Consider the following 14,974-nt stretch of genomic DNA (forward strand, 5'->3'; position numbering starts at 1 on the left):
ATTGAACAAGAAATATTAGAACAAATTCGAGAAATTGACCGAATGAAGGCAAGTATGGAAGCTATCAGTCAAGCTATGCCGATGCCAAGTATGGACGCTATGGCGAATCTTTTTACTGTCATGAGACACAAACTTCAAGAAAAGTTAAATCACCTATATGAATTTAATCAAGCGTCTAGCAATAACTATGCTACAGCACTTCAACTAGCTGCGAGTATCGCACAAGGTCTTGCGGAAGTGCAAAGTGGCAAAGGATTTAGTCCTGCAAGCGGAACATTTAGTACGCAAGTGTTGAATATGGAGTGGACTACTTCTATTCAAGCGATTGAAGAAGATAGGAAGCGTCAGGCTGATAAATCAATCGAAGAAGGTGCAATGTGTGGTAAACTTTCTTCGGAGGAAAAAGGATTTGATGGTAAAAAATTAGCTAGAGATATTGCTGGTGAAATAAGTGGTGAATACGATGTTCGTCGTGCTTGGGACGGTATCGATCCATCTACTGGCGAAAAACTTTCCACTTGGGAAAGGGTTTTTGCTGGAGGAATGGCTGTAGCTGGTCTTACACCAGTCGGAAAAATTGCCAAAGTTGGCAAAGGGGTAAAAATGACTGCGAATGCAGTTGAAGCTGCTAATACTATTAAAAAAGCTGATCGTGCCTCAGACATAAAAAAATATGCTACAAGTATCGATCATCAAGTAACTGAAATAGAAAAAGCGAATTTACCACCTTGGATTGGAGATTCATTTACAGATGGAGTATTTAGAACTGTAAAAACTAATGAAGAGGTAACATTATATCGTACATTTGGGCATAGTGCTGATGCAGGCGGTGGTTTCGCTACAACTGTCCCCGCTCAAAATCGAATACAAGCGAAACTAGATACAGCTCTTTTACCGGAATGGAAAAATAGTAGAATGTATGAGGCTACGATTAAAGTTCCGGAAGGCGAAACTCTTAATCTTGGAAAAGTAGCTGAACAATACACAATGAGCGGGACTACGTTGAAAGGTGGTGGAGATCAAGTTTTACTTCCACAAAACTGGCCTTTAGAATGGATTTCAGATGTACGAAAAGTACCAAATAAGTAATTAAAATGAAAATGGAGGTATTTAAATGCTTACACAGGACCAAAATATTACTGAATTAAAAAAACAAATGAATAACATCATTCAAACTCTTGAAAAAGAAAATCAAGTAAAAGGCAAAAGAATGATTGATGATATAATTAAACGCTATAAATCAGCTGTAACCATTTTAGAAACTAAAGAACATACTTCACTATCTAGAGTGGATTTCAAAATTTTTGGTGGAGTAAGAGCATATCTTGATTGTTCAAGTGACTATGACAACCCTGTATTAGGTGAAATGCATAAGGTAGAACAATCACTTCAAAGTATATTAAACGAAAGTAAATAATATTAGACCGCCCTTCCCAAAAAAAGGGCGGTCTTTTTCTTCTCACTTCACATACACATAGGCTTCATTTGCAGTAATATAGTATGTTTTCCCTTTGCTATTGTGAACTTTATATTGTGGTGATCCATTGACAAAAAAGACTCCCCATTAAGGACAGCCTTTGTTTTTTACCAAACTATTCTTTTGCATAGTAATATATTTTACTTTTCAAACTTTACATATTCACCAGAAACCCATTGGTCGCCACCAACATTATACCAACCGTCTCTATATCCCCACGTTTGATATTTTTCACCTTGATACACATTCTTCACGACGCCATAGTTAGTTCTCGGACCAGTACGAACACGTAATACATCAGCTGTAATGGTCACTACACCAATGCCATCATTTGTAGGTTTAGAAGATTCCGGTGTATCCCCTCCTGTATAACGAATATATGATGAATCATTATATACCCACTGATCGCCGCCTAAGTTTAGCCACCCATTTGAATCGCCCCATACTTGGTAGGACTCACCTTTACCTAATTGGCGAATAACTCCATATCCTGTACCTGGACCTTTACGAAGATTAACATTATTCCCTTCAATATATGCAATGCCTGTCTCACTATTTGAAGGCGGTGTAGGGGTTGGGGATACGTTATTTTCACCACCGTAATATGCGTTTCGGACTCTTTCGATAAAGTTATCCCAACGTCCTTCTGCTAACATTCGATGCGGACAATATTTCCCACTCCACGATTGGTGTGTACGAACTTTGCTAATCGGAATATTGTACTGTTTCATCAGTTGAGCTACAATGATGGCTGCATTATCTTCAGCTTTATAATATCGATCTCCACCGTTTAAAGAGTAGCAAATCTCAACCCCGATAGACTTTCTATTACCATTTCCGCCACCATCGCCACAATGCCACGCGTTACGCTCTAAAGGAATTCCTTGTACAGCTTCCTTATCATCTACCGCGATATGAAACGAAACCTGATTATCGTTACGAATCATATAAGCCACTTCGTTTTCTGCTGTAGCATCGTTGTAAGTATTGTGGACCGTGATTAATTCAGGGTTCATTGTATACGGACACTTTGTACCATATTTACTTGGGTCAACTAATTTTTTTCTGATTTCCATTATTGAACATCTCCCTTTTTCTCTTCTTGTTTTTGTTTACCACCTAAAATTTCAACTGCATTTGTTAAAGCTTGTGGCAACGGAATACCCATTCGACCAGCATTTTCTAAAAGTGAAAGTAGCTCATTACCCATGAAGAAGAAGATAGTCGCTTCACGAATTGCACTGTTACTTCCAAGTGCTGAATCTAGTTGTGCAGCCGCTCCGACCAAAAGAAAAAGCACCACCTTTTTGGCGATGCCTTTGAAACCAACTTTACTTTTTAATTCTCCGTTATATCCTGCTGCAACTACTCCTGTGATATAGTCGATAGCTGCCATGATTACTAGGACTTTCAATGTTGCATCCCATCCTCCCAAGAAATACCCACAGAAGCCACCAAAAGTGGCAATAAAGGTTTTTAATAATACATCAATACGATCCATCTTTTCCTCTCCTTTTTTAGATAATAAATAAAGACCAGCTTATGGCTGCTCTATTCGCGTTTTATTTTCAGTTTTTTGTGTCTCTTGCGGAGGGCGTTGACCAGTAAATGAAAAATAATCATCAGAACAAAGTCTCTTTTTCCCAAAACCCGTTTCTAATTCATACAAACGCGCGCCACGTTTACATATTTCGCATCTTGTTGCAATACGGAAATATATCGTTCCATCTGTTTCTCCCCACACCTCTACTTTATTCGCACCATATAAACCGGCATTGTTTAGCATATCAAAAGGAATTCGCACAAATACTCCGTTTTCGTTTCTTTCTGAATCTACTAACCTACCAGCAAACGGAGCACCTTGCCCTGCTTGTAAGGGGTAACCTTGTAAATCTTTGTAATCATTCATATATTTTCCTCCTAAACGTTAGGTAGCTTGTACCATTGTCCTCCCATTCCCATAAAATAAAACCCATAGCCTTGACCGCCATCAAAGAAACGAATGGACCCAGCTTGGCCCATTTTATTACGCCCTAAATTTATTCCCTGCGTTAGAATAGGTTGATTTATGAATACATCCTTTTCTGTACTTATATCAAAGGTCTGCCCATGAGCAGCTGGACCTATGTTGTTATTTACGCTGCCTATAGCAATTCTATTAAACGGTTGAAGACCATCGGCCCTTTCTGCTGCCGCACGATCCCAGTTATACATGCAAGCATAGTTACCACTAACCAATGTTATCCCTGAAACACAAACAGCCCTCCCCGCAGAAACTTGCGCATTTGCAGCTGTAACTTTAACTACAATCATATGTTCTTGTGGATTGTAATTGTTAGGAACGGTAAATGTGAAATTATACCTTCTAATTTCACCATAAAATGTAGATGGCTCTGGAAAATCTTTATATATTTCATGCCAAATTTTATAACTCACTTCATCCAATGGCGTAACAAAACATACCTGCAATCGTGGTTTTGCAGTTGTACGCACACCGTTAATCTGTGCGGTTCTATAATGTGCTGACAATGTATAAGAGTTTCCTGGATGAATCCCGTTTTGAACCTTTGTTTCTGGATAATTATACGTGTCGACACGGACTGCATTTACCATTTGTTCATAGTTAAATATAAAAGTGTTATTTTCTATCACTACACCGTTTCCTTGTACTTTCCAAGGTAGACCATATCCAGCACCAAACCCCTGATAATTTGGGTTACCTATGTTCAATTTTGGAACACTAGAAAAATCATGATCGGCTATTAAATTTCGTTTTGGCATAACAGTTGTTTTCGTTCCCCATTCATCTTCAAAAAGGAAGTCTAACATTTTAATAGTAACGCCGTTTTTATCGATGGTAATTTTATCGCCATTAACTTTGATGATATTTGTATCAATACCCTTTGCGGTTAACCATTTCACCATTGTATCGGCATTAATGGCTACCTTTGAAACATCAATTTCTAATTTTTCCGATGAAAAGTTAATAGCTGCGATGATATTACCTTTTTTAACTTCTGCAAGGATTCCTTCATCAAGAACTTTAAGTTTAGAACCCGTTTCTTTTACATAAACGGCGTAAGTCTCATTAATAAACTTTTCTTGTTTCTTCGATGTTATTTCGACGCCTTCTGCAGTAGCGCTAATACCTCTTTCTAATTCGGTTACTTTTCTATCGTAATCTTTAGTTGCTATCTTATCGGCCAATTCTTCCATGATTTTATCTTTATCTACAATATCAACAGGGTTCTCCATAAACGAAGAAGGTTTATCACCAATTTGTAGCATGGGTTGTGCCATCCATAGACGACCATTTTTACGAACCCAAAACAGCACTTTAACTTTTTTTGTGCCTTCGATTAATAGCCCTGCCACATGTGTACGAATCCATGTTCCTTGTGAAATAGTTATTTCTTGCAAGTAACTTTTAATCATTTTATTGTTTACATCGTAACATTGGAGCTCGATAGCAGCTCCGGCATCTATACTAGCTTTGTTATCTGTATAAAAGTAAGCAGAGAAAACATAATTCCATCCAGGCCCCGCATTTATATACTCGTGCGATGCACCTTTATACAAATTGCTCGCATTACCTGCAGTAATAACACTAAGTGAATTGCATCCCTTATAAGTGACTTGTGTATCTCTTGTTGCACCTGATTGAAGAACCCAATATTTTGTGTCATTCTTCCAAAGAACATTCCGTAATACAGTTTGATTACCGATCCCACCAACATAATCTTCAACATCTTTTATTTCAACTTTTCCTTCCAAAGCTTTTGCAGTAGTTTCCCAACCTGCTTTAGCCTCCTGTAACTGCGTACCTTGTTTAGTTTGTATCTCTTGTAAACTAGTAACTTTTTCTTTAATACCGTCTGCTGTTTTCTCTACAGTAGTCACACGCTCGCTAAAATCGACTTGTGTTTTTTCTACCGTTTTAATACTTTCTTTAATACCATTCACACTTTTTTCAATCTCGGTTGTTTTTTTAGTGAATTCATCATTCGTTACTTGATTTTCTGGAGCTGGTGTCCAATCCTGCGGCTTATTCCCTTTATATAAAGCAACCCATTCTACAATTGCCTTTGTAGCATTATTTGGATAATTATATAAGTTTAATCTCCGTTCATTCCCACTTGTAGTTGCAACAGCTTTGAAAGTTACATAAGTTATTCCGTTAGCATAGGCACTTGTTGCATATCCAACATTATTTGAACCACCATTCTGCCAAATTCCAAATTGTTGGCCTTGCGGGACACTTCCTTTAATTACAAAAGTGTATTCCTCGCCTGCAACAAAATTTTCAGTTAAAGAATATGGATTGATTAGATAATCTGTTTTTTCGTATTTAACATTTGAATCTAATAAAAGATTACGTCCTCCAGCTTTATCATTATTAACTTTCTTTTCTACGCTCTCCAACTTCTCACTAACCTGGCCAGCTTTTTCTGTAATTTCAGTTGTGGTTTTCTTTAGATTATTAGTTGTTTGCTGCACCTCAGAGATGGTCTTTTTCGTAACTTCAGCAGTCTCTACCACTTTATTTAATTTTTCAGCGATTTCACCATCTTTTTTTGTTAACGATTCAATAGATTTAGTAAAACCCTCGTTAGTTTGTTTCATTTCAGAAACAGTTTTATTAATTTCACCTTGAGAGTTTTGTACATTTTTAATAGTTTGTGAAACTCCTTGGAGACTGTTTTTAACTTCCTTAAATTGTCCATTGGTTTCACTTTGCGCTTCTTCTACTTTTTTGTTTAATTCTTCTTTTGTAAGCTGAATATCTTTATTAACTTGTTTCAGTGTTTCTTCCTTTACTGACTCTACATCAGGAATAAGAAGTTCCCAATCCTTACCGTTCCACACTTTTAAAAAACCAGGCTTACCGGTACTAATATCTCGCCATATCGTTTTACCAATTTGAAGATTCTCTGTGGGTGGCTGCTTAGATTCAATGATATTAACGGTATTATTCTTCAAATTTTCTTGAACTTTTTGTGCTAACTCTTTAACGGCTTTAGACTCTTCTCGTATGGTTTCAATTGTTTTTCCGTTCTCTTCTACCAATTTTTCTAGCTGATCCAACAATTCTTTGTTTGCCTTACCAGTTAATTGCCCAAGAAGCCTATTGTATAATTTCCGCATTTCTTCATTCGGATCGGTAATTTCGCGATAATCACCAAATACATATTTATCTTGTGAAGGGTCTGTAAATGATTCATCACCACCGATTACCCGTGCTTCTAAATAAAGTTTCGGTGTAAATCCAGTATCTTTAATTCGAATTGTATCGCCTTCATTAATTAGCTCGTGAGATAATCCGAATACACGCCCTATAGCCGCTGCTTCTACATCGTAAACAACAGAAGTATTAACGCGTTTTGCGAACTCTGTTTTCATAAGAGTAAGGAGACGCTTTGGTGTCATATTTTGTTCTTCTGTCTCCGGAGAATAGAAACCAAATTTATGTTTACCGTTCTCATTCCAGCGTTGATAGGCATCGCTATCAGTAATATAAGGTAAACCATCATTAATGCTTTCAACTGTAATAATGGTATCCCCTTCGCCCTGGACGAATCCGACTAAGGCAGTACAGACATCCCGAGAGTGCTCAATACGTCTAACACCGACTAAATCTTTACCTAAAGTGACTTCCTTACCAGTGTCTCTACCACGTTTTTTCACCATATCCACGTACCAACCTACAATCTGTGAACCGACTACTTCCACACGGTATTGAACCTCTAAATCGAATAAAGCAGCTATCTTCTTTAAAAAGGTAAGAGGATCTATAATGGTATCGATGGTCATTGTATGGAAACCTGCATACTCAGTTTTTCCGCGTTTCCACTTCGTACCTACAAGAGCCATATCCATGAATTGATTTACTGTTTTACCTTCTATACGTTGCGGCATGATATAACCGTCTTTTGCTATCTGAACCCATGCACCCGAAGTACGTACAGTAAGTGATCTATCTCTTGAATCCTTTTCAACTTCATTATTTATAACATAAGGAACAATCCGTCCATCACGTACTTCTTTTAATACTAAATTTTGCTGCATAAGTGTCACTGCATGCTCTGTATTATCAAACACTTTAAACTCTAAAGTATCGATATTGTTCTTAATCTCCCAATGACGTATATCATCCCAATAATTTTGTGGCTGGATATTAGCAACAATTTGGTCCGTTTTAAAATCAATGACATGAAGTGTGCCGCTAGGTGCTCTCATCGATATCTCTCCCTATATGTTACTTTGGCTATTCCCACATCGGAAGGCATAATTTCAAGCTTGTTTGATCCTTTGCTAACAACTGGATAATCACTGAATATATCTTTTAAATTTATAACTTTTTTACCATTAATCGATACAAGGCTTCGCTCGGTGTCAATAACTACCTTATCTCCAACATCAAAAATGTAAGGTGGATTATCTTGTGTATTCATATTGACCTTCCAGATTTTCAAATCATCAATGCTCATGTCTGTACAGAACATGTTATCCGAAAATTGACTGATGCTAATTTGAACTTGTGCCACTTTGTCCATATTCACATTGTTTTCATCTTCCCACACAACAAAGCGTTCCGAGTCATCCTTTTCGGTATTCCATAAAAACTTAGAAATATACGCTTCCCACCTATTACCGGTACGTGCTAACCACAAGCGACCACGATATTGATTCCATGTAGTAGGATGGTCCCCTGGTTCATTTATAAGTACTTGCTCACCAGCTGGTTTCTTTTTGTTGCCAAGCTTAGCGAACCCTGTATTTTGTTCAGCTTGCCAATGGACATCATTCATAGAAATACGCGCTACATAGTCGCTGTTTTCATCCAATAAACCTATTTCAACGCGTCCCATTTGATCTGGATGCGAGCTTCTTACCCCAACATACGCCTGCATAATAAAGTCTTGCAGTGGCCCTTGCGGAATGTTCTTTTTGGCTATGCAACCATGCCATCCTTTTATGTTTGTTTCACCTAAATAAACCGGAACTAGGCGTGAGCCTGCATCCACTTTGAAAGCTCCTCCCCCTACCATATCTTCTGCATTCGGAACATCCGTCCATCCTATAGTGGTAGACATTTCATCCCACATAACACGCTGATTTCTCTCAACAGGTACCTGATCCATTCTAAGCGGCCATCCAATACGAAAGTAATTATCTCCATTCCATACATCAAGAAAAGTTGAGGGTTTCGTTACCTCAATTTTAATAATTGGGTTAGATTCAAGACTTCCTTTGTTTTGAATATTCGCCACTAGCCCACGCTCATTAGCTTGAAATTCTACGATTCTTGTAGGACCTAATTTATATGGCATTTCACAAATAAAAGTAAGTACTCCTTCTCCTAAATTCACTAATTGCTGTGGGTCAAAAGATTCATCAATAACGGCCAAATACGTACGATCTTTTTCATCATCAAAGATCAGTTCTTGAGGTTGGTCTGTAATAAGCCAATTAGCTATTTCTTCCTTTAACTTTTCGGCTTCTTCCATAGATTCATAAAATAATGAAACTGGTACAATTATTTTCCTCATTTTTGTTTGTGTTCTTATCAAACGCCCACCTGGATAGTGGGGAACTTCAAGAAATGTACGTTCCAAAGGAGCCCATGCAGGGCGTTTTTTACCCTGCAATGGTATTACATTCGGATTCCTCTCCCCATTAAAACTAAAGAAACTAATTCCCGTCATACCATCACCTGCCTAAAATACTTTACGTCTTTCTTTTTCTTGTTCTTGAAATTCATTAACATCTGAGTAAATTTCCTTCGCTATTTCTCGTCCGTTTAGATTGATTTGCAAAACAGTTGGGCTTTGTGATGCGTATTGTTGTGCCCCAGCTTGTTGTACTAATGGTAGCGATCCCATTATTCCATTGGCAATCGCATCGAATGTTTGTTTACGGAGAGGCAAAACAGTTTCGTCATATCCTCTCGCGTCGCCGACACCAATCAATGTAGGATTACCAGGCTTGATTAAAGCGCCGTTTGCTGCCCATTTGACACTAAATGAAGGAAGCCCCTCACTTGCCCAATTTATCGGGTTTAATGATCCATTTACACTAATCTTCGGAACAGGAATGTGAACGCCACTAAACATATTCGCTACACCGTTTTTAATTTTATCAATCCAGCCCATAATTCCACTCCAAGCTTCTTTAATAGGATTAATCAGTTTGTCTTTAATTTTCATAGCAGCTTCACCTATATCAATTGCCATACGAACTACAGAAGCGATTGGTTCCTTAATAAATGTCTTGAAATATCCAACAACAGTAGACCACATGCTACTAATCGTAGAGCCAAAAGAAGATGCGAGCCCTTTCACTGCACCAAAAATTTGTTTAACAAACGAAAATTGGATAAGCCCCCAGATTAACTGGATTGCACCGCTGAAGATTTGTTTTATCCCTGCCCACATTCCAGAGAAATCACCAGTTAAAACAGATGCGAAAAATTTAATAATTCCCATAATGAGATTAACAGCACCCTGGATAATATCTTTTATAGCGTCCCATGCACTTTTTACAATCATCATTACAGCTGGCATTACAAAAGCTATAATAGATTGAATGATTGAGAAGGCATTTTTTACAGCTTGTACAATTTGATTTCCGTTTTCTTTCCAAAACGAAGTGATTTGAGATATAATCCCATTTACAAACGACATTACATCTGTCAGTAAAGGCATTAAGTAAGGAGCTATTGTATTGAATACACCTTTAATAAAGTCCCAAGTAGCGCCGATTATTCCCATAATTACTGGTGCTTGCGCTGCTATCAAAGCTTGTACATTTTCTATGAAACTACTCAATTGAGCGTGCACATCCTGAACGAACATAATAATATCTGCTTTTTGTTCAGGTGAAAAACCTAACTTATCTAAGAAGTTACTAGCAGATCCCCAATCGCCAGATACGAGAGCTTTCATCGTTTCTATACCATACTGTACAGCGGCGGTAGTTTCTTGTATAAACTGAATTGCATTAGATGAAAAACCTAGTTTAGTAAGGATGTCATACCCTTCAACTAGCGCATCTCTATCTCCAGTTGCAGCAATCCAGAACTGCTCAATCGCAGCGCCTACTTGTTGGATGATACCAATGGCATTACGAAGTGGTTCGAATACCTTATTCATAGCTTCTTGCCGTTGACGTGTTTGTTCAATACCTTGTTGAAGTTTTTGATATTCAACCTCAGACTCATCAAGAATTTTATTAGCTTCTTCCTGAGTCATTTTCCCTTCTTCAACCTTCATTTTTAACTCTTCTTTTTTCTGAGCTAACATACCATCAGCGTTCATCATATCTTCGGCATGCTTCTTAGATAGAGCTAACTTTTCGTTATACTCTTCTTGCGTTATTTTCCCCTTTTTGAGATTCATATCAAGAACAGCTTTAGATTGAGCTAACTGCTGATCAGTTTGTTGCATTAATTTAGCTGCTTCGACCGCTTTACCAGATGGATCAAGCCAGTCAGTAAGAGATTTCACTGCGCTATTTGTTCCATTAGTCATAGCAACAAGTGCAGGTTCAACATGAGAAAATACAACAAGTCCCAAATTCTCTAATCTAGATTTAACTCCGTCAACTGCACCCGATAAGTTGTTGGCCATTGTTTCAGCCATAACTTTGGCAGAACCTTCAGAAGTTTCTAGTGTATTTACCATATCATCAAATGCAGGTTGTCCACCCTTGATAACTTGAATCCACCCTGCATAGGCTTCCTCACCGAATATTGCTTTTGCAGCGGCAATTTGTTGAGATTCAGATAACTTTCCAAATCCGTCATGTAACTGTCCGATGATTTCATTCATTGGTTTCATGTTACCTTCAGAATCTTTAACAGTTACATTTAATGCAGATAATGATTTAGCAGCCTCTTTTGGTGGTGCTGCTAACCGAGATAAACCAGCACGTAATGCCGTACCAGCCATTGAAGCTTTAATACCGTTATTTGCAAATATCTGAGCAATTGCGGCAGTTTCTTCAATATTCAAACCAAATGTAGCCGCTACTGGAGCAGCGTATTTCATGGTTTCGCCCAGCTGCTCAACGTTTAAATTGGCAGTCGCTTGGGCCAGCGCGAATACGTCAGCAGCTCTTCCTGCTTCTGAAGCTTTCATACCAAATGGAGTCATTGTATCGGTTACTATATCTGAAGCTTTTGCAAGGTCTAATGCACCAGCTGTCGCTAAGTCAAGTAGCGGTTTACTAGCTGCAATCATTTGGTTGGAGTCCCAACCTGCAAGGGCCATATATTCATAGGCTTGAGCTACGTTTGTAGCTGACCAACGTGTTTCAGCACCTAATTTACGTGCGTTCGCTCCCAGTTCAGCCATTTGTAAAGCATTAGAACCAGAGAGAGCTTCTACTTTTGACATCTGTTGGGTATATTCAGAACCGACTTTTACTACACCAGCAATCGCAGCTCCTACCCCTACTGTAACACCGACTAATCCACCCATAGCTATAGCAGCACCGCCAACAGAAGAACCTAATCCTACTGCTGCTTGCCCGACTTGTCCGAATCCACGACCTAAAATACCAGTTGTTCGTTGTCCACTTCTTTCAGCGTTAGCCAATCCTCTTTGTAGCTGATCGTCCTTTAAGAAGATTGATCCAAACATCTTAAATAATTCCATCTATTCACCCGCCTTTCCGCGGATTTTCGCAACTCGAGCGAACACTTCTTTTTTCGTGAGTTTCTGTTTCGGTAGTTGTTCGATTAAATCATTGTATTGTTGTACCTGTTCTTGCGTTGGATTTTCACGCTTATGTTTAAATTGAGGAAATGTTTCATCGCAGTATGGTTGTAGGGCGCACCATTCTTCCCATAACATGAGGTCCATCTCTTTTTTCTTTGCGGTGAGATACAAATTAATAACTATCTCGGCATCCAAACCACGTATGTACTCCATGTTCGGATAACGAGAAGCTAACGTATCGATGAAGTCTATTTCATCAAGTTCACCGCATTGGAAAAAAGCTTAACCAGTCCAACTTCTGAGTTTTTAATTGCAGTAAACAACTTCGCTAACTCTTCTAGATTTAAAGTTCGTATTGTTTCCCAATCTGGGGATGTTTTTTTACCGTTTTCATCTTCACACACTAATAGATCAGAAATAAACTCGAAAAATTCTTGCTCAGCTTCTTCTAATCCAAAGATAAACTTCATAATGATGTCGTAACCGAACATCTCTTGTGCAGCTAATACATCTGCTTGTGTTGCACCTTCTTTACTTCGTACACCCATCATTAAATCTTTAAGCAAGTTAATATCAACCTTGAATTTTGATTTCTTCAAAATACGAACTACGGAAAATAAATCTCCGCCATGAATTTGTCTCACTTTGTATTCTTTTTCTTGAATTGCAATAGTCACATTTATTCCTCCTTAAAATAAAAAGAGCAGGGATTTCCCCTACTTTTTAACCTGCCGGTATTAATTTTGCTGCTTCTGTCGCTGTTAAAATACGTTTTTTCCATGGTACTTTTCGAATGTTTTCTGGATCACGATGTCCTGTGAATGTTACTTCTGGAACAACTTCACTCTCATTTTCAAATCCTAGTTCTAATGAACCGTCAGATAATGCGTTATATACGATAATTTCAACAATATCGCCACCTAAAGTTTCGCCAACCCATGCTACATTTTTAAGATAGCTTTCTTTCGTAAGACGTTCCGTTGCTTCAATTACATCGTATTTGAGGGTTTTTCCATCTTTCGTAACAGTCTCTTCTGATACTTTTAATCCAGCAATAAAGTTTTTAATTTTATCTTTATCAAGGAATTCAAGTGTTTTAAAACTGATTTGAGTTTTTGATTTCGTAATACGTTTCATCCCCATAGTGTCACCAGGAGAACCATCATATTCAATTTCTTTAAACTCTGGTTCATACTTAAAAGAACCGCCACCTTGTGTGGCACCTACTGGTAGTTCATCTTTTTCCCCGTAATTAAAGAAGAATGCCCCCCAGTCTCCGAAGAGAACATTTTCTGGTTTTGGTTGTGGAGCTGCCATATAATCAACCCTTTCTATTGTTTAAAATAAGTTCTTAAAATGAACCGCACTTCTTTGCGTATGATATTTGGGTCTGAATCAGGTACTTTCTGACTCGAAAGATAAGAAATAGCAGCACCAAATTCAGCGCTGCTTAATCTTTTTCTATGAAGATTGCTTTCTAGTTTCGTAATCAGTTCATCTATTTGAGCAAGATGAGCAGAAGTACCGTAAATATCAATTGTAAGCATGATATTTTTTCTTCCCCATGGTTCTTTATCATCATTAACCATGTACACCAAATAAGGCATTACAGCGGTTGTTTTAGCGATTTCATAATACGTTTCTTTATGAATCTGTTTTAATTCACTGTGTAATATATTTATAAAGTCATTCATGCTATCTACCTCATTAACGACGAATAGGTTCGCGTGCCAACTTGTGTAATTTGCGGTTTATTGCTCTCTGCTGCTGGTCTAAGAAAAGGCTGTGCATGTTGCCCTTGAGTTTTAACCATCTTCCCTGTTTTAGGGTCACGGTACATCCAAGGAGTTTTACGCCCATCACCGTCTACAGCATAGATTCCTGTTCCCTTCTCAACATAAATACCATGATCAGCAGAAGTACCGATAACAACTTTTTCTTGCTCTGCTTTAGAACTAATGCTTCTTCTTAAATTGCCAGTGTCGACAGCAGCAAGTAATTTAGCTTTAGAAGATACAAATTTACCAATAGCAGTATGAGCTGCTTTCTTTGCAGCCAAATGTCTCGCCATAACAGCGGCTCTATTTGATTGGAATTTCATGCTCATATGGCAACATCTCCAATTCTATTTGAAAGAATCTACCTGCATTCATTGGATCGCCCGAGTGAGTAACACTGTATACCTTCTTGTCGATAACTAATCTATCTTGAATTGTTACATCGAATGGTAGGCAATAAAAGAAATGCGTGCTTTTCTCTTCTACTTTCTTGTTACGTGCATCCTTTGTTCCTTGAATGGCATCTAATACACCTTTTACATTGTTAATTTCGTTCCACTCTTCTGTTGGATATGGACCATCGTCAGAACTAGCATTACGAAGCACTGAAGCATCTTTTCCGAATTTACGAATCATTGATTGAATCATAAGACACGCAACCTCACTTTCAGTCCTTTTGTAATACTTGCTGGATAATCTCCCACGTCATCATAAGTAACAGAATAGTTACCTAATGATTCGCTTTTCTTCCCTTCTCTCTCCCGCTCCTTATGCTGATGAACCACCATTTTAGCGATGATACCAGGATAAGCAGGAGGGAATTCAGGAATGGTTCTATTGGTATACCCAGCAACCATTAACATTGTATCTTCAATGCTTATTAATAAATTTTCATCACTTATATTAGGTACTTGCAGTTTTACACGTTTTAAAATTTCTGCTTTCATATCTTCCATCTAATCACCTACTTACGTAAAAGAAAAAAATGGAGAAGGCTT

The 14,974-nt window shown here is 38.0% G+C and carries 15 protein-coding genes; 2 read left to right on the forward strand and 13 right to left on the reverse strand.

The window, feature by feature from the left end; all coding sequences use genetic code 11:
* Window positions 1-1,089, forward strand: a 1,089-nt coding sequence (locus tag HMPREF2590_RS00020) for a pre-toxin TG domain-containing protein (RefSeq protein WP_083325409.1), incomplete at its 5' end; no start/stop codon positions are given.
* Window positions 1,090-1,114: 25 nt separating this feature from the next.
* A complete protein-coding gene (locus tag HMPREF2590_RS00025) occupies window positions 1,115-1,417 on the forward strand; it encodes a hypothetical protein (protein WP_000957442.1) in 303 nt (100 codons plus the stop codon).
* Between the two features lie 200 nt (window positions 1,418-1,617).
* Here the strand turns inward: HMPREF2590_RS00025 and HMPREF2590_RS00030 are convergent, their stop codons facing one another.
* From HMPREF2590_RS00030 to HMPREF2590_RS00090, 13 genes are all read right to left on the reverse strand, one after another.
* Entirely contained in the window at window positions 1,618-2,553 is a 936-nt protein-coding gene (locus tag HMPREF2590_RS00030; RefSeq protein ID WP_000405788.1) for an N-acetylmuramoyl-L-alanine amidase, read from the reverse strand.
* Window positions 2,553-2,978, reverse strand: a complete 426-nt coding sequence (locus HMPREF2590_RS00035) for a phage holin family protein (protein WP_000373887.1) — start codon at window positions 2,976-2,978, stop codon at window positions 2,553-2,555. The genes HMPREF2590_RS00030 and HMPREF2590_RS00035 overlap by 1 nt, the downstream gene beginning before the upstream one ends.
* Before the next feature lie 39 nt (window positions 2,979-3,017).
* A complete protein-coding gene (locus tag HMPREF2590_RS00040; RefSeq protein WP_001000911.1) occupies window positions 3,018-3,386 on the reverse strand; it encodes a hypothetical protein in 369 nt (122 codons plus the stop codon).
* 11 nt (window positions 3,387-3,397) lie between these two features.
* Window positions 3,398-7,714 (reverse strand): phage tail spike protein, encoded by a 4,317-nt coding sequence (locus tag HMPREF2590_RS00045; protein ID WP_070861234.1) that lies wholly within the window; start codon window positions 7,712-7,714, stop codon window positions 3,398-3,400.
* The gene (locus tag HMPREF2590_RS00050; RefSeq protein WP_050822308.1) at window positions 7,711-9,174 is read right to left on the reverse strand and encodes a distal tail protein Dit; all 1,464 of its coding nucleotides are present in this window, start codon (window positions 9,172-9,174) and stop codon (window positions 7,711-7,713) included. Before HMPREF2590_RS00050 ends, HMPREF2590_RS00045 begins: the two co-directional genes overlap by 4 nt.
* 21 nt (window positions 9,175-9,195) lie before the next feature.
* Window positions 9,196-12,135 carry a phage tail tape measure protein gene (locus HMPREF2590_RS00055; protein ID WP_000418556.1) on the reverse strand — a complete coding sequence of 980 codons (2,940 nt, stop codon included), beginning with the start codon at window positions 12,133-12,135 and terminating at the stop codon, window positions 9,196-9,198.
* Window positions 12,136-12,342: a hypothetical protein gene (locus tag HMPREF2590_RS00060; protein ID WP_070861247.1), complete on the reverse strand. Its 207-nt coding sequence runs from the start codon at window positions 12,340-12,342 to the stop codon at window positions 12,136-12,138.
* A 104-nt stretch (window positions 12,343-12,446) separates the two neighbouring features.
* Complete coding sequence (locus HMPREF2590_RS00065) at window positions 12,447-12,875, reverse strand: hypothetical protein (RefSeq protein ID WP_000150395.1); 429 nt, start codon at window positions 12,873-12,875, stop codon at window positions 12,447-12,449.
* Between the two features lie 46 nt (window positions 12,876-12,921).
* The gene (locus HMPREF2590_RS00070) at window positions 12,922-13,515 is read right to left on the reverse strand and encodes a hypothetical protein (protein ID WP_000729987.1); all 594 of its coding nucleotides are present in this window, start codon (window positions 13,513-13,515) and stop codon (window positions 12,922-12,924) included.
* A gap of 14 nt (window positions 13,516-13,529) precedes the next feature.
* Window positions 13,530-13,892: a hypothetical protein gene (locus HMPREF2590_RS00075; protein WP_000997644.1), complete on the reverse strand. Its 363-nt coding sequence runs from the start codon at window positions 13,890-13,892 to the stop codon at window positions 13,530-13,532.
* A gap of 5 nt (window positions 13,893-13,897) precedes the next feature.
* Complete coding sequence (locus HMPREF2590_RS00080; protein WP_000061894.1) at window positions 13,898-14,305, reverse strand: HK97-gp10 family putative phage morphogenesis protein; 408 nt, start codon at window positions 14,303-14,305, stop codon at window positions 13,898-13,900.
* On the reverse strand, window positions 14,280-14,624 hold the full coding sequence (locus HMPREF2590_RS00085; protein ID WP_070861236.1) for a head-tail adaptor protein: 345 nt from the start codon (window positions 14,622-14,624) through the stop codon (window positions 14,280-14,282). Before HMPREF2590_RS00085 ends, HMPREF2590_RS00080 begins: the two co-directional genes overlap by 26 nt.
* Window positions 14,621-14,932: a head-tail connector protein gene (locus HMPREF2590_RS00090; protein ID WP_070861237.1), complete on the reverse strand. Its 312-nt coding sequence runs from the start codon at window positions 14,930-14,932 to the stop codon at window positions 14,621-14,623. The genes HMPREF2590_RS00085 and HMPREF2590_RS00090 overlap by 4 nt, the downstream gene beginning before the upstream one ends.
* Window positions 14,933-14,974: the final 42 nt, after the last annotated feature.

Source organism: Bacillus sp. HMSC036E02 (assembly GCF_001836235.1).
Taxonomy (GTDB): domain Bacteria; phylum Bacillota; class Bacilli; order Bacillales; family Bacillaceae_G; genus Bacillus_A; species Bacillus_A cereus.